Raw genomic sequence first — 21,434 nt, 5'->3', positions numbered from 1 at the left:
TTACGTGTAGCTTACAATTCATATGATGGTAAGAAATAGATGGGAAGGGGAAACAATAATGACAGAAAGAAAAGCATTTCATGTAGCAGTAGTTGGAGCAACAGGAGCAGTTGGACAACAAATGCTGAAAACACTTGAAGATAGAAATTTCCCAATTTCAACTTTAACTTTACTATCTTCACCTCGTTCTGCAGGGAAGGTAGTCGCTTTTAAAGGACAAGAATATGTGGTTCAGGAAGCAAAGCCTGAAAGTTTTGAAAACGTTGATATTGCTCTTTTTAGTGCTGGAGGTAGTGTTTCAAAAGAGTTAGCTCCAGAAGCTGTGAAAAGAGGGGCAATCGTGGTTGATAATACGAGCGCATTTAGAATGGATGAAAATACCCCCCTTGTTGTGCCAGAGGTAAATGAAGCTGATTTGCATAATCATAATGGGATAATCGCAAATCCAAACTGTTCAACGATTCAGATGGTCGTTGCACTACAACCGATATTCGAAAAGTTCGGATTGAAAAAAGTGATTGTTTCAACCTATCAAGCTGTTTCAGGTTCAGGAGCGCAAGCAGTTGATGAACTGAATGAGCAAACAAAAGCGATTATTCATGGTGAAAATTATGAACCGAAGATTTTACCAGTAAAATCAGATAAAAAGCATTATCAAATTGCCTTTAATGCGATTCCACAAATTGATAAATTTGAGGATAATGGTTATACATTTGAAGAAATGAAAATGATTAACGAAACGAAGAAAATCATGCATTTACCTGAACTAAAGGTTGCGGCAACATGTGTAAGATTACCGGTTGCAACAGGACATTCTGAGTCTCTCTACTTTGAGGTAGAAAAAGAGGGCGTTTCACCTGAGGACATTAAAGCACTATTAAAGGATGCTCCTGGAGTTGTTTTACAAGATGATCCAGAAAATCAAATTTATCCAATGCCTTCTGATTGTGTAGGTAAAAATGATGTATTTGTCGGTCGTGTTCGCAGAGACTTAGATGAAGAAACAGGCTTCCATATGTGGGTTGTATCAGATAATCTGTTAAAGGGGGCTGCATGGAACTCTGTGCAGATTGCTGAAAGTTTAATCAAAATCGGACTAGTTAAATAAGTCCTCTAACGAATTGTCGGGATAGATCACCTGCAAAACAACTATGAATGAAACAAAGAATAGAGCCTTTCTAATAATTGAGGTGTTACGATGAAAATTATCGTTCAAAAATTTGGGGGAACTTCTGTAAGAAGCGAAGAGACTCGAGAATATGCGAAAAATCATATTCAAAAGGCACTTGCAGATGGATATAAAGTGGTCGTGGTCGTTTCAGCAATGGGACGAAGTGGAGACCCATATGCTACAGATACCCTGCTTTCACTAATAAATGGAGCAAAAACAAAAGTAACTAGACGTGAACAGGATCTTCTTCTTTCCTGCGGGGAAGTGATTTCGAGTGTCGTGTTTACAGAAATGCTGCTTAAAAATGGCATTAAGGCGACTTCTCTTACAGGTTCGCAGGCAGGATTTCAAACCAATGATGATCACACAAATGCTAAAATTGTAAAAATGGAGTGTGACCGTCTTCTTGAAGAGCTTCAGAACTATGACGTAGTTGTAGTCGCAGGCTTTCAAGGTGCTTCGAAAAATGGAGACACCACAACCATTGGTCGAGGCGGTAGTGACACTTCTGCTTCCGCATTAGGAGCAGCTTTACAAGCAGAATGGGTTGACATTTTTACCGATGTAGAAGGAATTATGACGGCAGACCCTCGTATCGCTGAAAACGCTAGACCGCTAAGTGTTGTCACTTACAATGAAGTTTGTAATCTCGCTTATCAAGGTGCAAAAGTTATTCACCCTCGTGCAGTTGAAATTGCGATGCAAGCAAAAATTCCAATCCGAATCCGTTCCACGTATTCGGATAATCCAGGAACGCTTGTGACAACTTTAAATCGAAGCAATAAGGGAAGCGATATTAGCGAGCGTACGGTAACAGGAATTGCTCATGTTGCACCTGTGACACAAATTAAAGTGTTGGCTAAAAAGGGCGAATATAATCTTCAAGCAGAAGTGTTTAAGTCCATGGCTAATGAAAAAATAAGTGTCGACTTTATCAATATATCTCCTAATGGAGTCGTTTATACGGTTACAGATGAGATGAGTGATAAAGCAGAAGAAATTTTAACTGCAATAGGATATGAGCCAGAACTAGAAAGAAATTGTGCAAAGGTTTCAATTGTCGGTGCTGGCATCGCAGGAGTTCCTGGTATAACAGCCAAGATTGTCACAGCCTTATCTGAAAAAGGGATAAGAATTTTACAGTCTGCCGATAGTCACACAACGATTTGGGTATTAGTGAAGCAAGAAGATCTGGTCATGGCAGTAAATACGCTGCATGATGCTTTTGAGCTTCAAAACGATACGTTTGAATATGAAAAATTAGATTAAGGTTTTGAGGAAGTTTCTCCAAATTGAAAAAGATAGAGGAAGTAGAAGCTTCAAAGCGTGTTAAATGTACACAAGGGAGTGTAAATATGGCTTTATTTGGTAGAGTTTCAACCGCAATGGTAACCCCTTTTGATAATAAGGGACATATTGATTTTGCCAAAACAACTCAGCTGATTCAATATTTGATTGAAAATGGAACGGACTCATTAGTCATAGCTGGTACAACTGGTGAATCTCCGACATTGACAAAAGAAGAAAAAATCGCTTTATTCCAACATGTGGTAAAAGTTGTTGATAAGCGAATTCCAGTCATAGCTGGTACAGGAAGCAATAACACATATGCTTCCATTGAGTTGACAAAAAAAGCAGAACAAATTGGTGTGGATGGAATTATGGTTGTAGCTCCTTACTACAACAAGCCGAACCAAGAAGGTTTATATCAGCACTTTAAAGAAATTGCTGAATCTACAACCTTACCGGTGATGGTGTACAATATTCCGAGCCGTTCTGTCGTCAATATTTTGCCAGATACGATGATTCGTTTAGCTGAAATCCCAAATATTGTAGCTGCGAAAGAGGCAAGTGGGGACTTAAATGCGATGACGAAAATTATTGCGAATACGTCAGATGATTTCTTCCTATATAGTGGGGACGATGGAATTGCATTACCTGTTCTTTCTATCGGTGGAACAGGTGTCGTTTCAGTTGCATCCCATATTATTGGAAATGAAATGCAAGAAATGGTTCAAGCGTTTTTAAATGGAGACAACGAGCGGGCAGCAAAGCTCCATCAATCCCTTTTGCCTATGATGGAAGGGCTTTTTAAGGCACCAAGTCCTGTACCGGTGAAAACAGCTCTTCAGCTAAAAGGTTTAAATGTGGGCTCAGTTCGATTGCCTTTGGTACCCTTGACAGAGCAAGAGAGAAATGCCCTCATAACATTATTGAATGAGGCGTAATAGATCTTAAAAAGCCGACTCAGACGTTGCTAAAAGCATCGAATGAGTCGGCTTTTTTCTGTTTAAAAGTAGTCAATCAAACCATGAAGAAAAGGAGACTTAAGCAAAATTGGTTGGAAAGGGTTTCAGTTTTCAAGTATAATAATGTTAACTGATCTTGGGTCGGAAACAATAAGTAGGAGGAAGTATGACATTGAACACTAGAAAGAATGAAAACATCAAGATAACAGCTCTAGGAGGAGTTGGGGAAATCGGCAAAAATATGTACATCGTAGACGTGGATGGAGATTTATTCGTCTTAGATGCAGGTCTTATGTTCCCAGAAAATGAAATGCTCGGAATAGATATCGTAATCCCGGATATGACTTTTCTTTCGCAAAACAGAGATCGGATTAAAGGAATATTTCTATCTCATGGGCATGAGGATCACATTGGGGCACTATCTTATCTTTTACGTCAAGTACAAACACCGGTATATGGAACGAAGCTAACGATTGCATTAGCAAAAGCAAAAATGAAAGAACAAGAATACAGAGGAAAAGCGAATTTTGTTGAAATTCAATCTGATACGACTGTGAACTTTGATACGGTTACAGTATCTTTTTTCAAAACGAATCATAGTATTCCTGATTCAGTTGGAATTGCCATACATACGTCAGAGGGAGCAGTTGTCTACACCGGTGATTTCAAGTTCGATCAGGCGGCAACGGAGCTCTACAAACCAGAAATAGGGAAGATGGCCGCTTTAGGTGAAAAAGGGGTTCTCTGCTTACTATCGGACAGTACAGATGCTGAAAAGCCAGGCTATACTCCGTCAGAGTCTATCGTTGTCAGAGCGATGAGGGACGTCTTTTACAATGCAAAAGGGAGAATAATTGCCGCATCTTTTGCATCTGACTTAAACCGAATTCAGCACATTTTTGATGCTGCCTATGAAAGTAGAAGAAAAATTGTAGTAGTAGGAAAAAGTTTACAGCAAGTATTTGATATTGCGATCGAACTCGATTATCTTCATGTCCATCATGAATTAATCATCCCAATTGATGAATTGAAGAATTATGAAGATGATGAAATGGTCATTTTAGCAACAGGAATGCAAGGAGAACCGCTCGAAGCTTTGCAAAAGATGGCGAAAGGACAACATCGACATGTTAATGTCCAAAAAGGTGACACCGTCCTAATCGCTGCATCTCCATTACGTGGTGGTGAGGTATTTACCTACAAAACCATTGATATGTTAAGCCGCGCAGGTGCAAATGTCATTTCCGGTAGACGTATGGTTCATACATCCAGTCATGGAAGTAAGGAAGAGCTTAAGTTCATGATTAATATGATGAATCCGAAATATTTTATTCCAGTACATGGTGAATATCGGATGTTGAAATCCCATAGTAAAATTGCGAAAGCATGTGGGATTACCGATGACCGAATTGCCATGATCGATAAAGGGGATGTACTCGAAATAAAGCCGGAGCATGTCAAAATTACGGGTAAAGTGCCAGCTGGTAACGTATTAGTTGATGGAAGTGGCATCGGGGATGTTGGCAACATAGTTCTTAGGGATCGAAGGCTATTATCTCAAGACGGTGTTCTGATTGTCGTTGTAACCCTTAATAAGGCTGAAAAGAAAATCTCTGCAGGTCCAGAAATCATTTCCCGTGGCTTTGTGTATGTTCGTGAGTCAGAAGAGCTCATGGTCGAGTCAGTCAAGCTTGTAAAAGGTATTGTAGAAAAGAATATAAACCGCGAATTTTTTGATTGGGCTAGCATTAAGCAAGACATGAGAGATGGTTTAAATCAATTTTTATATGAAAAAACAAAGCGTAGACCGATGATCATGCCAATTATAATGGAAATTTAGAGGGTGTCCCAATGGGACCTCCTCTTTTTTGCATGATTTCGCATGTAAGGTCCAATACTAACATTAGATTTTTTAGCTTTTTATGAAGAAGGGAGCTTTTTCAATGGATCAAAATAGTAAGTATACAAATGAACAAGAAGAAGGTCAGGAGCAGCCGAAAGAGGATAAGCCCTCCCCATTAATGGAGAAAATCCAACAGCTTGGGCAAACAAATGTCCCTCAGCTCTCGCAAGATTCAAAAATACATTGCTTAACGATAGTTGGACAAATCGAAGGCCATCTCCAGTTGCCTCCTCAAAATAAAACGACCAAATACGAACATCTTATTCCACAGTTAGTTGCGATTGAGCAAAACCCAAAAATTGAAGGAGTATTAGTGATCCTCAATACGGTGGGAGGAGATGTTGAAGCGGGATTAGCGATATCAGAAATGCTTGCATCTTTGTCGAAGCCTTCAGTTTCAATCGTTTTAGGTGGGGGCCATTCGATCGGGGTTCCGATTGCCGTTTCTTGTGATTATTCGTTTATCGTAGAAACAGCGACAATGACCATACATCCGATTCGACTGACAGGTCTTGTAATAGGTGTACCTCAAACATTTGAGTATTTGGATAAAATGCAAGAAAGAGTGGTTAGTTTCGTTACTAGACATTCGAACATTACAGAAGAGAAATTTAAAGATTTAATGTTTGAAAAAGGGAACTTAACAAGAGATATTGGAACGAACGTTATTGGGACAGATGCAGTTAAGTATGGATTAATTGATGAGATAGGTGGTATTGGCCAAGCGATGAGAAAGCTTGATGAGCTTATCGAAATGAATAAGGATCACAAAGAGGAGTTGATCCAATGATTTTATATACGATGATGCCTCAGGAACTTATTTTTCCTCGTGACGAAAATGAATTTGCTAGACAGAAACAAGTACTTCGTGATGGTATTCCGTTAATTGTAGAAGAGGCAGAGGATCACAAGTATCGTGTGGTTCGAAACCTTAGCAGCGACCCGAATCATTATCTCGATCAACGTTATACTCCTGGAGCGATGATTTCGATGTATTAATGCCTAAGAACAATGGTATTAGCGAAAAGACTTATGGTATAATAGGTATAACTCAGGGATAAAAGCAGCCGCTTAGGCTGCTTTTATCTTGAAAAAGTGAATACTATAAATACAAGATATAAGGTGATTGAATGGCAAAAAGGAAACGTAGAAGAAGCACAAAACAAAATACCCAATTTAAGCGAACGATTCGCTTCGAGTTGATTGGTCTTATTTTAATTGCATTAGCAGCCATTTCAATTGCAGGATTAGGAGCTGTTGGAAGGGCGATTGTGTTATTTTACCGCTTTTTCACTGGCGAATGGTTTATGTTGTTTTTATTAGCTTTAGTCATATTAGGTGGGTATTTTATATGGAAGAGAGAAATTCCAAACTATTTTCATCGAAGATTAGTTGGAATTTATTTAATTGTCGCTTCCCTCTTACTATTAAGTCATGTCACATTGTTTAATAATCTATTAAATGATGGGAAGTTTGATGATCCAAGCGTTATTAAAAATACGTGGGAATTATTTTGGATGGAAGTGAATGGAGAAACGAGTACAACTGATTTAGGCGGCGGTATGATCGGTTCTGTTCTTTTTGCCTTATTTTATTTTTTATTTGATGAAGCAGGTTCAAAAATTATCGCAGCAGTACTTATCATTATTGGGATTATTCTTTTAACAGGGAAAACATTTGGAGATGCTGCGGCGAAAATGATTGTCGCGATAAATGGATTTATGAAAGATCAATGGCATAAATTTATTGATGATCTAAAATCATCAAAAGAAAAGAGACAAGCTAGGAAAGAAGCTGCTCGAGCAAACGCGCAACGAAGTGTTGCTGAAGAGCAACAAGAAGAAACGATTAGTCCAATTGCAACAGAATCTAATCGAAATGAATTAGAACAGCCAGAACCAATTATTTCAAGCTTTGCGGAAAGAGCTTACGTTCAGCATGATGAAGATATACATAGAGACGCGCAGTCTGGAAATGTTAAAAAAGAGACGGAGACACCAGAGGCAGACGAGACCCTAGCACCGACGATTACGTTCACAGAAGTAGAAAATGTAGATTATGAGCTCCCACCGATTAAATTATTGAAACTTCCTAGACATACGGATCAGAGTGGAGAATACGAACTGATTCATGCGAATGCTGCGAAGCTAGAAAGAACATTCCAAAGTTTTGGTGTGAAGGCAAGAGTTACACAAGTTCATTTAGGTCCAGCTGTTACGAAGTATGAGGTTCATCCTGATGTGGGAGTAAAAGTGAGCAAAATTGTGAGCTTAAGTGATGACTTAGCTCTCGCTTTAGCGGCAAAAGACATCCGGATTGAAGCACCAATTCCCGGTAAATCAGCGATCGGAATTGAAGTACCTAACTCGGAAGTGGCCATGGTCTCTTTGAGAGAGGTACTTGAGTCAAAACAAAATGATAAACCAGATTCCAAGCTTATGATTGGCTTGGGAAGGGACATTACAGGAGAAGCCGTACTCGCTGAATTGAATAAAATGCCCCATTTACTTGTTGCTGGGGCAACAGGTAGCGGGAAAAGTGTGTGTATAAATGGCATTATAACGAGTATTCTTATGCGGGCTAAACCTCACGAGGTAAAGTTGATGATGATTGATCCTAAAATGGTTGAGCTCAATGTTTATAATGGAATTCCTCATCTTCTTGCACCAGTAGTGACAAATGCGAAAAAAGCGTCACAAGCCTTGCAAAAAGTGGTTACTGAAATGGAACGTCGTTATGAGCTATTTTCACATACAGGTACACGAAATATAGAAGGATATAACGAATATATTAAGAAGCATAACGCTGAGGCAGATGCCCAACAGCCATTATTGCCTTATATTGTCGTCATCGTGGACGAGCTTGCAGATTTAATGATGGTAGCATCTTCTGATGTCGAAGATGCGATCACACGTCTCGCACAAATGGCCCGTGCTGCAGGAATACATCTCATCATTGCGACACAACGACCATCTGTTGATGTCATCACTGGTGTCATCAAGGCAAATATTCCATCGAGAATTGCTTTTGCTGTTTCTTCTGCAACAGATTCTAGAACAATTCTAGACATGGGAGGGGCAGAAAAGCTACTTGGACGAGGAGATATGCTCTTTTTACCAGTAGGTGCTTCAAAGCCAATTCGTGTCCAAGGAGCCTTCCTATCAGACGATGAAGTGGAAGAGATCGTGGACTTTGTGATCGATCAACAAAAGGCGCAATATCAAGAAGAAATGATTCCAGACGACATTCCAGAAACCACATCTGAAGTAGAAGATGAACTCTACAACGAAGCGGTGGAATTGATTCTTGAGATGCAGACCGCGTCGGTATCTATGCTTCAAAGAAGATTTCGGATTGGATATACAAGGGCTGCCAGATTGATTGATGAAATGGAGCTGAGAGGGGTGGTTGGTCCGTATGAAGGGAGTAAGCCTCGTGCGGTATTGATGGACAAGCCATCAGAAGAGGCGAGTTCTTAAATACGTTATACTATTGAAATCCCTTCCTTTTTTCTGGAAGGGATGGTTGTAAGTATTTATCAATGCTGAGCTTTGTAAATATTTCTGACGTAAAATTTGTAGAATCTTGTCTTTCTCTATTTATTTATGACTTGAAAAATGGTATAGTATTTTCGATTAGTAGGAATGATTATACATCAGAGGTCTGATGTCTTGGAGAAAATTGGTTGGGGGAAGCAAAGATGTCCATCAAATCAGATAACAGACATTTATATTTACAGGTGATTGATCGGATTAAGCAGGATATCGAAAAAGGAATCTATAAAGAGAAAGAACAGCTGCCCTCTGAATTTGACCTTGCCAAGCTTTTAGGAGTTAGTAGGGCAACACTAAGAGAAGCACTGCGGATTCTTGAAGAGGAGAATGTGATCATCCGTCGCCATGGGGTGGGGACATTCGTCAATGCTAAACCTTTGTTTTCTTCTGGAATTGAACAACTTAATAGCGTCACAAATATGATTGTTCAAGTCGGAATGAAGCCTGGTACCATTTTTCTAAGCTCAGATACTCAAAGTGCAACCGAAGAGGATGTTCGTCGATTTTCATGTTCTGAGGATGATGAAATTTTTGTGATGGAAAGAGTTCGTACTGCAAACGGAGAACCAGTCGTCTATTGCGTGGACCATGTACCACATCGTTATTTACCGAAAACCTTTTCTCATGAGAAGGAATCGATTTTCCATGTTTTAGAAGAGACTGCACAGAGAAAAATTACATATGCAATTGCAGAAATTGAACCGCTTGGATATCATGAACGAATTTCACCCATACTAGAATGTGACCCGGAAACAGCGTTGCTTGTATTAAAGCAAATGCATTTCGATGAAAAAGACGAACCTATTCTGTATTCGGTCAATTACTTTCGAGCAGACAAATTTAGCTTCCATGTCTTGAGAAAAAGAATATAAGCTGAATGAGTCCCAGATGTTAATCTACTAAATCAAATATATAGGGGGTACAAACCTTGAAAAAGCGTAAATTTGGATTAGCTTTATCACTCGTACTTGCTGCAGGAACAATCTTAGGTGCTTGTGGAAACAAAGATGAAGAACAAGGCGGCGGAGATGGAGGAACTGCAACAGAAGCTCCAGACTTCAAAGTAGGTCTTGTAACTGACACTGGTGGGGTAGATGATAAATCATTTAACCAATCTGCTTGGGAAGGTTTAAAAAAGTTTGCTGAAGAAGAAGGACTAACAGAAAATGAAGGTTACCGTTACCTTCAATCAGAAAAAGAAGCAGATTATATCCCGAATTTAAGTCAATTTGCTGAAAATGGTTTTGATGTAACGTTTGCTGCAGGATTCTTACTTGAGGATGCTGTACAAACATCTGCAGAACAAAACGAAAATGCACATTTTGCTTTAATCGATAGCCTTTTATCAGATGAGAACTTTGAAACAGTTTGGTTAAATAACGTAGCTAACGTTACGTTTGACGAGCATACTGGTTCGTTCTTAGTTGGGGTAATTGCTGCAAAGCATACACAATCAAAGAAACTTGGATTTGTTGGAGGAGTTGACTCTCCACTAATCAAGAAGTTTGAAAACGGCTTTAAAGCTGGTGTTAAATCAGTTGATCCTACAATTGAAGTTGTTTCTCAATATGCTGGTGACTTTAACAAGCCAGAAAACGGTACAAGCATCGCATCAACTATGTACAGTGGTGGCGTTGACATTATTTATCATGCTGCTGGTGGAACAGGAAACGGTGTATTCACTGAAGCGAAGAACCGTAAAGCTAACGGTGAAGATGTATGGGTTATTGGTGTAGACCGTGACCAACATGAAGAAGGCCTTCCAGAAAACGTAACATTAACTTCAATGGTTAAGCGTGTTGATAATGCTGTATATGAAATTTCTAAAATGGCATTAGATGGAAACTTCCCAGGTGGAAAAGAAACCGTATTTGGACTTGCTGAAGAGGGCGTAGGAATTGCTCCTACAACTGAAAACGTTAGCCAAGAAGCACTTGATTTGGTTGAAGAATTCAAGCAAAAGATCCTTAATGGGGAAATTGAAGTACCTAAAACTGATGAAGAATTTGAAGCATTCGAAGCTTCTTTATAAAATGTAAAAAAAGTTAAGGCTAGTGGAAACACTCACTAGCCTTACTTTTCCGTATACCGTTCGCTGGAAAGAATTACATGTTATTGTCTCATTTATTCTATAGACTGTCTGTAGAATAAATGAGCCAATAAACAACCAGATGATCACGTACATAATATTATTGATACTCATGTTCGAATGAATGAAGTTGCACGTTTGAAAATCGATTGTTGTTTAAAAGGATCTAATCATGATAATTATTTCCATTCAAATAGGGAGTGATATTGGTGGAATACGTAATCGAAATGAATGGCATTCGAAAAGAGTTTCCAGGCATCGTTGCGAACGATAATATTACCTTACAAGTAAAGCAGGGGGAAATACACGCTTTACTTGGTGAAAATGGTGCAGGGAAATCAACCTTGATGAATGTTCTTTTCGGTTTATATCAACCGGAAAAGGGAGAAATAAAGGTTAAGGGTCAGCCTGTGAATATTACCGATCCAAATGTAGCAAACCGTTTAGGAATAGGCATGGTGCATCAGCATTTTATGTTAGTTCATAATTTTACGGTAACAGAAAACATTATTCTAGGCAGCGAGCCTACAAAAGCAGGGAAAATCAATATTAAAGATGCGGCAAAGAAAGTTGAAGAACTTTCAAAGAGATATGGCTTAGCTGTTGATCCCTATGCAAAAATTGAAGATATTTCAGTTGGAATGCAGCAAAGGGTTGAAATTCTGAAGACTTTATACCGTGGTGCAGAAATTCTAATTTTTGATGAACCAACAGCCGTGTTAACACCCCAGGAAATTAAAGAGCTTATCCAAATCATGGGCAAGCTTGTTGCTGAAGGGAAATCAATCATTTTAATTACGCACAAACTAAAAGAAATCATGGAAGTGTGTGACCGCTGTACCGTTATACGTAAAGGAAAAGGAATCGGAACAGTTAATGTTTCGGAAACGAATCCAGATGAGTTAGCAGCGTTAATGGTAGGTCGTGAAGTTCATTTTAAAGTCGACAAAGAGCAGGCCCAGCCAAAGGAAATTGTTTTAGAAATCAAGGATTTAACCGTCACAGATGCGAGAAATATTCCAAGTGTTAATGGCCTTGACTTAGACGTCAAAGCTGGAGAAATTTTAGGAATTGCCGGTGTTGATGGAAACGGTCAATCAGAACTTATTGAGGGAATTACTGGTCTTAGAAAGATAAAATCTGGCGTCATCAAAATAAATGGCAAGGAAACATCTCATTTGTCAACGCGCAAAATAACTGAAACTGGGATTGGACATATTCCCGAGGATCGTCATAAGCACGGATTAGTGCTAGATTATTCAGTTGGTGAAAATATCGTGTTACAAACCTATTATCAAAAACCATACTCGAATTCTGGAATTCTAAATTATAACAAGATCTATGAGAAGGCAAAGGCATTAATCGCCGAATACGATGTTCGAACACCTTCAGAGTATACTCCTGCGCGTGCCTTATCTGGTGGTAACCAGCAGAAGGCCATTATTGCGAGAGAGGTAGACCGTAGTCCAAGCTTGTTAATAGCTGCTCAGCCAACAAGGGGATTAGATGTTGGGGCAATAGAATTTATTCATTCTAAGCTAATTGAGGAAAGAGACAAAGGTAGAGCCGTGCTGTTAATTTCGTTTGAACTTGATGAGATCATGAATTTAAGTGATAGAATAGCCGTTATTTACGAAGGTAAAATCGTTGATGTAGTAGACCCTAAAGAAACTACGGAGCAGGAGTTAGGGCTATTAATGGCTGGTGGTAAGAGAGAAAGAGAAGGTGTTTCATAATGCAAAAGCTCCTCAAAAATGACAAGTTATTTAATATTGTAGTACCAATTTTTTCAGCCATTTTAGGAATGCTTGTGGGAGCAATCATCATGTTAATGGGTGGTTACGATCCTGTATCAGGCTTTAGTGCTCTATTTCAAGGGATGTTTGGAAGTCCTAAAAATATCGGAGAAATGATTCGAGCTGCTTCACCACTAATACTAGCTGGACTAGCGGTTGGCTTCGCTTTTAAAACAGGTTTATTTAACATCGGGGTTGAAGGGCAATTGTTAGTTGGTTGGCTAGCCTCTGTTTATGTTGGATATGCATTTAATTTGCCGACGATTATTCATATTCCTGTAGCTATTTTAGCTGCAGCTATCGCAGGTGGAATATGGGGAATGATTCCTGGATTTTTGAAAGCACGATTTAAAGTCCATGAAGTTATCGTCACAATCATGTTAAACTATGTTGCCTTATACACTACAGCAGATATTATTAAAAGATACTTATACGCTGGTAATGAGAAGTCTTATAAGATTCAAGAATCAGCTTCACTATCGTCTGGATTTTTATCTGATTTAACGGATGGTTCTCGTCTCCACTGGGGAATTTTGGCCGCTATTCTAATGGCGATTATTATGTGGTTCATTTTAGAGAAAACAACAACAGGTTACGAGCTTAAAGCAGTCGGATTTAACCGTCATGCTTCTCAATATGCTGGCATGAATGTTTCCAAAAATATTGTTCTTTCGATGACGATCTCGGGCGGATTTGCAGGGATTGCCGGAGCGATGGAAGGTTTGGGAACATTCCAAAATATGACAGTACTTTCCGCATTTACGGGGACAGGCTTTGATGGAATCGCGGTCGCTCTTCTAGGTGCAAATAATCCATTTGGAATCATTGTTGCCGGCGTTTTATTCGGTGGTTTAAATACAGCCGCTCCACAAATGAATTTCAATGCGAACGTCCCTTCAGAGGTTGTTGAAATTATCATTGCATTAATTATTTTCTTTGTTGCATCAAGCTATCTCATTCGCTTGATTTTAACACGCTTTAGCAAGGAGGGGAAATAACATGAGCTTTTTAGATATTTTGGTGATTATTATTCCCGCTACGTTGTATACAGCTGCCCCTCTTATTTTTACAGCTCTTGGTGGAGTAATGAGTGAGCGCTCAGGTGTTGTTAATATTGGACTTGAAGGACTTATGCTTTTTGGAGCATTTGCAGGTGTCGTTACAACTTTGACTCTTCAAGACAGTGTTGGTGCTGCAGCTCCGTGGATTGCGATCGCCGTTGCAGCGATTGCTTCAGGGATATTCTCTCTTATACATGCTGTTGCAAGTATTACGTTTCGCGCAGATCAAACGGTATCAGGTGTAGCGATTAATATGTTAGCCGCTGGACTGACTCTTTTTTTAATCAGAAGAATTTACAATAAAGGGCAAACTGATTTTGTTGATTACCGTATTAATAAAGAAGATGTCCCATTTTTATCTGATATTCCTGTTATTGGTGACATATTCTTTTCGCGTATTCCTTATACATCCTATATTGCCATTATCTTTGCCATTTTAGTATGGTATATCATCTTTAAAACTCCATTCGGTTTACGTCTTCGTTCCGTTGGTGAGCACCCAATGGCTGCTGACACGATGGGGATCAATGTTAATCGCATGCGTTATATTGGTGTTGTATTATCTGGTGTTTTCGCCGGTATTGGTGGTTCAGTATATGCACTATCTATCTCGGGGAACTTTACAAGTCATACGATTGCCGGTCAAGGATTCTTGGCTTTAGCTGCGATGATCTTTGGTAAATGGCACCCAATGGGGGCGATGGGAGCGGCATTATTCTTTGGATTTGCTACTTCCTTAAGTATTACAGGCGCACAAATTCCATTGCTTCAAAATATACCGTCTGTATTTTTAATTATTGCACCATATGTGCTAACCATTTTAGCACTAACCGGTTTCGTTGGACGTGCAGATGCACCAAAGGCTTCTGGCATACCATATGTAAAAGGCCATCGTTAATTTACGATAGTAGACCTGACATTTGTCAGGTCTTTTTTGATCCGATGCTTGTCTACTACTTGAAATGGAAAATAGCGGCAAGGTATAGTAGAAATAACTTCTTGAAAAGTTAAGGAATAATATTGGGTATGATAAGTAAGGAGTATGCTTGATGCTAAGGAGGATGAATATATGGCAGTAATTTCGGAATCGGTTAAAGAAATGCAAGGCTACAATCTTCATATAGTTAAAACGGAAAAGTACAAAACAAACACACTTGTTTGGAAGATGAAGGCACCTTTAAGTAAGGATGACGTCACACTACGTGCATTATTACCTTATGTGTTACAAAGCAATTCAAAAACATATCCTACATCAACCGAGTTGAGAGCTTATTTAGATGAACTATATGGGGCTAGCTTCTATGTTGATCTAGCAAAAAAGGGTGATTATCATGTCATCAGTTTTGCTCTTGAAATGGCAAATGAAAAATTCTTATCAGATAAAACGCCATTATTGAAGATAGGTCTAGAATTTTTATCAGAAATATTATTGAATCCCAATGTTACAAATGAAGCATTTGAGCAGGAGACTGTTGAAAAGGAAAAGCGTACCCATAAACAAAGAATTCAGTCTAGTTATGATGATAAAATGAAATACTCCAGTACAAGATTAGTGGAAGAAATGTGTAAAGGAGAAAGATATGCCCTCCACGTTCATGGGGAAATGGATGAAGTCGATGGGATCACAGCTGAAAGCTTATATTCCTATTATAAGAAGGCATTTGCTGAAGATGAAATGGATTTATATATCATCGGCGATGTTTCAGAAGAAGAGGTTGCTTCAATAGCCGAGGAAAAAATGAAATTTACCCCACGTTCACCAAAGCTCATTGAGAGGAGCGAGGTAACTGCCGAGCGTGAAGTCAAAACAATCAATGAAGTACAAGATGTGAAGCAAGGGAAGCTGAATATCGGTTTTCGGACTAATGTCCTCTATGGGGATGAGGACTATTATGCTCTTCAAGTTTTAAATGGAATGTACGGTGGCTTTTCTCATTCTAAACTATTTATTAATGTCCGTGAAAAAGCAAGCTTAGCCTATTATGCAGCTAGTCGCCTTGAAAGCCATAAAGGCTTAATGATGGTTATGTCAGGGATAGAGCATAAAAATTATGAGCAGGCAGTAACGATTATCAATGAACAAATGACGGCTATGAAAAACGGCGATTTTTCCGATCAAGAATTGTCACAAACGAAGGCAGTCATTCGCAACCAAATGCTGGAAACGATTGACACAGCAAGAGGAATGGTTGAAGTTCTTTATCATAATGTTGTTTCACACGAAGAAATTTCATTGGATTACTGGATGGACCAGATGGATCAAACGACAAAAGAAGATATCGTTCAAGTAGCTCAGAAAATTCAACTTGATACGGTTTACTTTTTAACGGGACAGGAGGTGGCTAAATAATGGAGAAAATTACATTCGAGCAATTACAAGAAGAGCTCTATTATGAGAAATTAGCGAATGGGTTAGACGTCTATATCCTCCCGAAGAAGGGATTTAATAAAACGTATGCAACCTTTACGACAAAGTATGGGTCTGTTGATAATCATTTCATTCCTCTCGGTAAGGATGAATATGTAAAGGTGCCAGATGGAATTGCCCACTTTTTAGAGCATAAGCTGTTTGAAAAGGAAGATGGCGATGTCTTTCAGCAATTTAGTCGCCAAGGTGCATCCGCCAATGCCTTTACATCTTTCACAAGAACAGCCTATCTATTTTCCAGTACGTCTGATGTGGAACTAAACTTAGAGACATTAATGGATTTTGTCCAAGAACCATATTTTACAGAAAAGACAGTGGAGAAGGAAAAAGGAATTATCGGTCAAGAAATCACGATGTATGATGATAATCCAGATTGGCGTTTATATTTTGGTTTAATCGATAATCTCTATCAAAACCATCCTGTTAAAATTGACATCGCTGGTACGATCGAATCGATTTCTCATATCACGAAAGATATGCTGTATGAATGTTATAACACCTTTTATCATCCGAGCAATATGCTGTTATTTGTTGTCGGCCCTGTTGACGTTAAGAAAATCATGAATCAAATTAAAGAGAATCAGGAGAGAAAGCCGTTTGAAGCACAGTCAGAAATAAAGCGTCAATTTGAACCTGAAATCAAAGAAGCGAACGAAGTAAAGAAAGTTCTTGAAATGAATGTACAAACGCCGAAATGTTTACTCGGGGTTAAGGCCCTTCACGATGACCAAAGCGGTATGGAGATGCTTAAAAATGAGTTAACGACAAATGTTTTATTAGATATGCTTTTTGGAAAAAGCTCGACCAATTATGACAAGTTGTATAATGATGGGTTAATTGATGATACATTTTCCTATGATTACACACAAGAATATGGCTTTGGCTTTGCGATGATTGGTGGAGATACAAGCAATCCAGAGCAATTAGTTGAAAGATTAAAGGGGATGCTTTTTGCCGCTAAAGATGGTGGTTTAACCGAAGAAATGTTAGAAAGAACGAAGAAGAAGAAGATCGGTGGATTTTTACGGGCGGTAAACTCACCTGAATTCATTGCTAATCAGTTTACACGCTATGCATTCAATGAGATGGATCTCTTTGATGTGGTCCCAACACTAGAAAAAATTACGATTGAAGATGTTCAAAGAGTGGCTAATGAGTTTATCTCTGAAGAACGTTTATCTGTTTGTCAAGTGGTACCAAAAAAGAATTAACCGCGCCTTTTTTATTGTTCAGGGAGTAGGTAGGAGTTTTTCATGAAAAAATATGCATTAGTTACTGGAGCAAGTGGGGGAATTGGGCGTGCGATCGCTCGCAATTTAGCGAAAGAAGGCTATAATCTTTACTTGCACTATTATAAAAATAAAGAGTCTATTCAACAGTTGATGGAGGAACTGTCGGGTTTTAATGGGGAGTATGTCCCGATACAAGCGGATTTGTCCTCACGTCATGGTTACCAAAAACTCGTGTCTCATATTTTCTCTATTGATGTGATTATCCATAATAGTGGCATGAGCCAATACGGTCTTCTCGTTGACTTAGAAGAAGAAGAGGCAGAAAAATTAATTACGACACATGTCACGAGCCCAATGTTGATTACGAAGGAACTATTGCCTAAAATGCTGACGAAAAAAAGTGGAAATGTCATAGTTATTTCTTCTATTTGGGGGCAAACGGGAGCAGCGTGTGAAGTTGCTTATTCAACCGTAAAGGGTGCACAAATTTCCTTTGTGAAAGCATTGAGTAAAGAAGTGGCCCTTAATGGTATTAGGGTTAATGGGATCGCTCCAGGGGCGATTAAAACTCCGATGGTTACGACTTTTTCAGATGATGAACTTGAGAGCATAGCTGAGGAAATTCCGATGGGGCAATTGGGAAAACCTGAACATATTGCCGATACAGTTTCATTTCTTCTATCCGAACGTTCAGCATATATTACTGGCCAGATTATTGCGGTCAATGGCGGTTGGTATATGTGAATTTTGCATGAAAAAGATGTAAACCATGTATAAGATTCTTTTCAAGTATGCAAAATAACCACGTAATACATTTAAGGAGGTTATTTTATGTCTGTACTTGATAATTGGAACCAATGGAAAGACTTTTTAGGAGATCGACTACATCAGGCTCAAGGTGAAGGCGTGAATCAACAGGTTATTAGTGATATTGCTTATCAAGTTGGGGATTACTTAGCAAAGCAAGTGGACCCAAAGAACGAGCAAGAAAGAATTTTATCAGATCTTTGGTCTGTTGCTACTCCTGAAGAGCAGCATGCGATTGCAAATGTAATGGTTAAATTAGTACAAAACAATGGAAATGCTTAAAATCAATATTTTTCAGAAGAGAGGCAATGCCTCTCTTTTTAATCGTTAAGGAACTGAAAAGTAGCAATTATATGATATTTTATAACAAGAAAACGCTCTTCTACATGGTGAAGCGAATAAAATTGTATTGATTTGCTTTAATATTAAACTTGAACTTGTTTTTTTCTTTCATATTCATAGAAAATCCTTTATTATAGTAGCTAGATGAATTTGCTTAATTTTGGTGAATTTGTCGAACAAGAGAATAATTTGGAGAATGCCAGTAACTGCTCTTTCCAAGCTGATGAAGTTTATTCGATTAAAAGACCTCATGATCACCTTGGAACAGGCGCTCCTTATTTCTACTTCTAAGGAGGTTTTCCATGGAAAAGCAAGAATGGTACTTAGAATATGAAATAACTACAAATCGCCCTGGACTACTTGGTGATATTTCGTCACTATTAGGAATGCTATCTATTAATATCGTGACGATTAATGGAGTTGACGAAGGTCGACGTGGGCTGTTAATCTTAGCTAAAAACCATGATCAAATTGTTAGACTTGAGTCTATTTTACATACAATGGATACAATAAGATTAATTAAGCTCCGTGTCCCTAAGCTAAGAGATCGATTAGCTGTTCGACACGGACGATACATACAAAGAGATGCAGATGATAAAAAGACTTTCCGCTTTGTCCGTGATGAGCTTGGATTATTAGTTGATTTTATGGCAGAATTATTTAAGAAGGATGGTCACAAGCTGATTGGTATTCGAGGAATGCCAAGAGTAGGAAAAACAGAATCTGTAGTGGCTGCGAGTGTTTGTGCAAATAAGAGATGGCTGTTTGTATCATCTACTTTATTGAAACAAACGATCCGCAATAAATTAATTGAGGATGAATACAGCGAAGATAATCTATTTATCATTGATGGGATTGTTTCAACGAGACGAGCCAATGAACGACATTGGCAATTAGTAAGGGAGATTATGCGGCTTCCTGCTGTAAAAGTTGTGGAGCATCCTGATATATTTGTGCAAAATACTGAATATACTTTGGATGATTTCGATTATATTATTGAACTTCGAGATGAGTCAGAACAAGAAATTACATACGAGATTGTTGAAAAAAATAATATGTTTTCAGACTCCGATTTTGGTGGTTTTGATTTTTAGGCTTGGTTTTTCGATAAATTCATCCTGAAGAATAAGATAGAGGGTTAAAATTATGTGTCTAAAAAGGTCCTAAGTGATAATCGGATAAGTGCTAATAGACATATAATGAAATTTACTCAGTTGGAAGGTGTTACAAATTGACAGAACTAGGGAATCGATTGAAGGAAGCTCGTCTTGAAAAAGATATGAGCTTAGATGATTTACAAGCAGTGACGAAAATTCAAAAAAGATATTTAGAGGGAATAGAAGAAGGAAACTATAGTATGATGCCTGGGCCATTTTATGTCCGAGCATTTATAAAACAATATGCGGAAGCAGTCGATTTAGAGCCAGAGGAATTGTTCGAGCAATATCAAGCGGATGTCCCAGCTTCTTTCAAAGATGATATTCCAGAAAAACTTTCCCGAGTTCAAAGTCGAAAAACGATCACTGGAGGCAATTCGAAATTCTTTGATATCCTTCCGAAAATATTAGTATTTTTCTTTATTATCGGTGCCCTTGCTGTCATTTGGTATTTTTATCCTAAAGATGGAGCAAATGACCCGAATGATGTAGCAGATATTAACAATGAGCAGGCTTCCTATGATGAGAATCTCACGCGAGAACCAGAAGAAGAACCAAAAGAAGATGAGACTGCTACAGATGAGCAAGAAAGAACAGAGGAAACTGATGTAGAAGAAGAGGTTACACCAGAACAAGAAATTACAGTGGCAGAATCTCAAGGAAGAAGGACCACTTATGAGCTAAACAATGCTGATAAATTTGAATTAAAGCTCGTTTCAACTGGTGAAACTTGGGTTGAGATAAAGAATGGAGCAGGTCAATCATTCTTTAAAGGACTGCTATCTACAGAAGGTACAGTCGACCATACAGAAGATTTAACAAATGAAGAAGAAGTAGTGATTAAAGTTGGAAATTCAAAAAACACTGAGATCTATGTGAATGATGAAAAACTTGAATACGCTGCGCCTGAAAGTCAAATTGTTCAAGACATTACGATCCGTTACATGAAAGCTTCTGAATAGTCATCGATTCGGTGACTATTTTTCGCTTTCGCATAACAATTGAATGAATTATCACATTATTGATGTAAATTTTTAAAAGTTGGAGGGTAAATCAAATGAATTTGCCAAATAAAATAACTGTCTCAAGAATTCTACTTATCCCTTTATTTTTGATTATTATGCTATACCCTTTCTCGTGGGGAGATATGAGGTTTCTTGGAGTGGAACTTCCTGTTGCCCATTTTGTAGGAGCATTGATCTTCATTATTGCTTCAACAACGGATTGGATTGATGGATACTACGCACGGAAATTAAATCAAGTGACCAATCTAGGAAAGTTCTTAGATCCGTTAGCAGATAAATTATTGGTCTCTGCGGCGCTAATTGTTCTCGTTCAAATCGGAATGGCAACTTCATGGATTGTTATTTTGATTATAAGTAGAGAATTTGCTGTCACAGGACTCAGAGCGATATTAGCTGGAGAAGGGGAAATCGTTGCAGCCAATATGCTTGGGAAAATCAAAACGTGGACACAAATTATTGCGATCTCAGCATTGCTATTACATAATATGATTTTTGAATTACTCTCCCTACCATTTGCGGACATCGCACTATGGGTAGCTACATTCTTTACAGTTTGGTCTGGCTGGGATTATTTTAGTAAAAACAAACATGTTTTTATCAATTCAAAGTAATAGAATATA

19 protein-coding genes are annotated in these 21,434 nt (G+C 38.5%); all 19 read left to right on the top strand.

Annotation, left to right across the window (positions count from 1 at the left end; translation table 11 throughout):
* Positions 1 to 58: 58 nt before the first annotated feature.
* The 19 genes from asd (at position 59) to pgsA (ending at position 21,425) form a co-directional block, all read left to right on the top strand.
* Positions 59 to 1,108 carry an aspartate-semialdehyde dehydrogenase gene (gene asd, locus AA0X71_RS14170; RefSeq protein WP_413355953.1) on the top strand — a complete coding sequence of 350 codons (1,050 nt, stop codon included), beginning with the start codon at positions 59 to 61 and terminating at the stop codon, positions 1,106 to 1,108.
* Between the two features lie 90 nt (positions 1,109 to 1,198).
* Positions 1,199 to 2,440, top strand: a complete 1,242-nt coding sequence (gene dapG, locus AA0X71_RS14165) for an aspartate kinase (RefSeq protein ID WP_413355952.1) — start codon at positions 1,199 to 1,201, stop codon at positions 2,438 to 2,440.
* 86 nt (positions 2,441 to 2,526) lie between these two features.
* Positions 2,527 to 3,399, top strand: coding sequence for a 4-hydroxy-tetrahydrodipicolinate synthase (gene dapA / locus AA0X71_RS14160; protein ID WP_413362607.1), 873 nt, complete (start codon positions 2,527 to 2,529; stop codon positions 3,397 to 3,399).
* Positions 3,400 to 3,592: 193 nt separating this feature from the next.
* On the top strand, positions 3,593 to 5,260 hold the full coding sequence (locus AA0X71_RS14155) for a ribonuclease J (RefSeq protein WP_413355951.1): 1,668 nt from the start codon (positions 3,593 to 3,595) through the stop codon (positions 5,258 to 5,260).
* 103 nt (positions 5,261 to 5,363) lie between these two features.
* Complete coding sequence (locus AA0X71_RS14150; RefSeq protein ID WP_413355950.1) at positions 5,364 to 6,113, top strand: ClpP family protease; 750 nt, start codon at positions 5,364 to 5,366, stop codon at positions 6,111 to 6,113.
* Positions 6,110 to 6,322, top strand: coding sequence for a YlzJ-like family protein (locus AA0X71_RS14145; RefSeq protein ID WP_413355949.1), 213 nt, complete (start codon positions 6,110 to 6,112; stop codon positions 6,320 to 6,322). The genes AA0X71_RS14150 and AA0X71_RS14145 overlap by 4 nt, the downstream gene beginning before the upstream one ends.
* 131 nt (positions 6,323 to 6,453) lie before the next feature.
* Complete coding sequence (locus AA0X71_RS14140) at positions 6,454 to 8,802, top strand: DNA translocase FtsK (RefSeq protein WP_413355948.1); 2,349 nt, start codon at positions 6,454 to 6,456, stop codon at positions 8,800 to 8,802.
* Positions 8,803 to 9,023: 221 nt separating this feature from the next.
* On the top strand, positions 9,024 to 9,749 hold the full coding sequence (locus AA0X71_RS14135) for a GntR family transcriptional regulator (protein WP_413355947.1): 726 nt from the start codon (positions 9,024 to 9,026) through the stop codon (positions 9,747 to 9,749).
* A 56-nt stretch (positions 9,750 to 9,805) separates the two neighbouring features.
* Positions 9,806 to 10,909 carry a BMP family lipoprotein gene (locus AA0X71_RS14130; RefSeq protein ID WP_413355946.1) on the top strand — a complete coding sequence of 368 codons (1,104 nt, stop codon included), beginning with the start codon at positions 9,806 to 9,808 and terminating at the stop codon, positions 10,907 to 10,909.
* Positions 10,910 to 11,175: 266 nt separating this feature from the next.
* Positions 11,176 to 12,702, top strand: coding sequence for an ABC transporter ATP-binding protein (locus tag AA0X71_RS14125; RefSeq protein WP_413355945.1), 1,527 nt, complete (start codon positions 11,176 to 11,178; stop codon positions 12,700 to 12,702).
* Positions 12,702 to 13,760, top strand: coding sequence for an ABC transporter permease (locus AA0X71_RS14120; RefSeq protein WP_413355944.1), 1,059 nt, complete (start codon positions 12,702 to 12,704; stop codon positions 13,758 to 13,760). The genes AA0X71_RS14125 and AA0X71_RS14120 overlap by 1 nt, the downstream gene beginning before the upstream one ends.
* A gap of 1 nt (position 13,761) precedes the next feature.
* The gene (locus AA0X71_RS14115; protein WP_413355943.1) at positions 13,762 to 14,721 is read left to right on the top strand and encodes an ABC transporter permease; all 960 of its coding nucleotides are present in this window, start codon (positions 13,762 to 13,764) and stop codon (positions 14,719 to 14,721) included.
* A gap of 171 nt (positions 14,722 to 14,892) precedes the next feature.
* Positions 14,893 to 16,173 carry an EF-P 5-aminopentanol modification-associated protein YfmF gene (gene yfmF, locus AA0X71_RS14110; protein WP_413355942.1) on the top strand — a complete coding sequence of 427 codons (1,281 nt, stop codon included), beginning with the start codon at positions 14,893 to 14,895 and terminating at the stop codon, positions 16,171 to 16,173.
* Positions 16,173 to 17,462, top strand: a complete 1,290-nt coding sequence (yfmH, locus tag AA0X71_RS14105) for an EF-P 5-aminopentanol modification-associated protein YfmH (RefSeq protein WP_413355941.1) — start codon at positions 16,173 to 16,175, stop codon at positions 17,460 to 17,462. The genes yfmF and yfmH overlap by 1 nt, the downstream gene beginning before the upstream one ends.
* Before the next feature lie 42 nt (positions 17,463 to 17,504).
* Positions 17,505 to 18,227 (top strand): elongation factor P 5-aminopentanone reductase, encoded by a 723-nt coding sequence (ymfI, locus tag AA0X71_RS14100; RefSeq protein WP_413355940.1) that lies wholly within the window; start codon positions 17,505 to 17,507, stop codon positions 18,225 to 18,227.
* Between the two features lie 87 nt (positions 18,228 to 18,314).
* Positions 18,315 to 18,572: a DUF3243 domain-containing protein gene (locus AA0X71_RS14095; protein WP_413355939.1), complete on the top strand. Its 258-nt coding sequence runs from the start codon at positions 18,315 to 18,317 to the stop codon at positions 18,570 to 18,572.
* A 362-nt stretch (positions 18,573 to 18,934) separates the two neighbouring features.
* Positions 18,935 to 19,726, top strand: a complete 792-nt coding sequence (locus tag AA0X71_RS14090; protein WP_413355938.1) for a DUF3388 domain-containing protein — start codon at positions 18,935 to 18,937, stop codon at positions 19,724 to 19,726.
* A gap of 137 nt (positions 19,727 to 19,863) precedes the next feature.
* Positions 19,864 to 20,751 carry a RodZ domain-containing protein gene (locus AA0X71_RS14085; RefSeq protein ID WP_413355937.1) on the top strand — a complete coding sequence of 296 codons (888 nt, stop codon included), beginning with the start codon at positions 19,864 to 19,866 and terminating at the stop codon, positions 20,749 to 20,751.
* A gap of 95 nt (positions 20,752 to 20,846) precedes the next feature.
* Entirely contained in the window at positions 20,847 to 21,425 is a 579-nt protein-coding gene (pgsA, locus tag AA0X71_RS14080; RefSeq protein WP_413355936.1) for a CDP-diacylglycerol--glycerol-3-phosphate 3-phosphatidyltransferase, read from the top strand.
* Positions 21,426 to 21,434 lie beyond the last annotated feature (9 nt).

This window comes from Robertmurraya phoenicis (assembly GCF_047302285.1).
Taxonomy (GTDB): Bacteria; Bacillota; Bacilli; order Bacillales; family Cytobacillaceae; genus Robertmurraya.
The sequence above is the reverse complement of the archived record's forward strand: the minus strand, read 5'-3'. Positions and strand labels throughout refer to the sequence as shown.

Coding starts and splice junctions, on each gene's coding strand:
- AA0X71_RS14140 (WP_413355948.1), top strand. CDS start 6,454: ATGGCAAAAAGGAAACGTAGAAGAAGCACAAAACAAAATACCCAATTT.
- asd (WP_413355953.1), top strand. CDS start 59: ATGACAGAAAGAAAAGCATTTCATGTAGCAGTAGTTGGAGCAACAGGA.
- AA0X71_RS14120 (WP_413355944.1), top strand. CDS start 12,702: ATGCAAAAGCTCCTCAAAAATGACAAGTTATTTAATATTGTAGTACCA.
- pgsA (WP_413355936.1), top strand. CDS start 20,847: ATGAATTTGCCAAATAAAATAACTGTCTCAAGAATTCTACTTATCCCT.
- AA0X71_RS14150 (WP_413355950.1), top strand. CDS start 5,364: ATGGATCAAAATAGTAAGTATACAAATGAACAAGAAGAAGGTCAGGAG.
- dapG (WP_413355952.1), top strand. CDS start 1,199: ATGAAAATTATCGTTCAAAAATTTGGGGGAACTTCTGTAAGAAGCGAA.
- yfmF (WP_413355942.1), top strand. CDS start 14,893: ATGGCAGTAATTTCGGAATCGGTTAAAGAAATGCAAGGCTACAATCTT.
- ymfI (WP_413355940.1), top strand. CDS start 17,505: ATGAAAAAATATGCATTAGTTACTGGAGCAAGTGGGGGAATTGGGCGT.
- AA0X71_RS14135 (WP_413355947.1), top strand. CDS start 9,024: ATGTCCATCAAATCAGATAACAGACATTTATATTTACAGGTGATTGAT.
- AA0X71_RS14090 (WP_413355938.1), top strand. CDS start 18,935: ATGGAAAAGCAAGAATGGTACTTAGAATATGAAATAACTACAAATCGC.
- yfmH (WP_413355941.1), top strand. CDS start 16,173: ATGGAGAAAATTACATTCGAGCAATTACAAGAAGAGCTCTATTATGAG.
- AA0X71_RS14145 (WP_413355949.1), top strand. CDS start 6,110: ATGATTTTATATACGATGATGCCTCAGGAACTTATTTTTCCTCGTGAC.
- AA0X71_RS14095 (WP_413355939.1), top strand. CDS start 18,315: ATGTCTGTACTTGATAATTGGAACCAATGGAAAGACTTTTTAGGAGAT.
- AA0X71_RS14115 (WP_413355943.1), top strand. CDS start 13,762: ATGAGCTTTTTAGATATTTTGGTGATTATTATTCCCGCTACGTTGTAT.
- dapA (WP_413362607.1), top strand. CDS start 2,527: ATGGCTTTATTTGGTAGAGTTTCAACCGCAATGGTAACCCCTTTTGAT.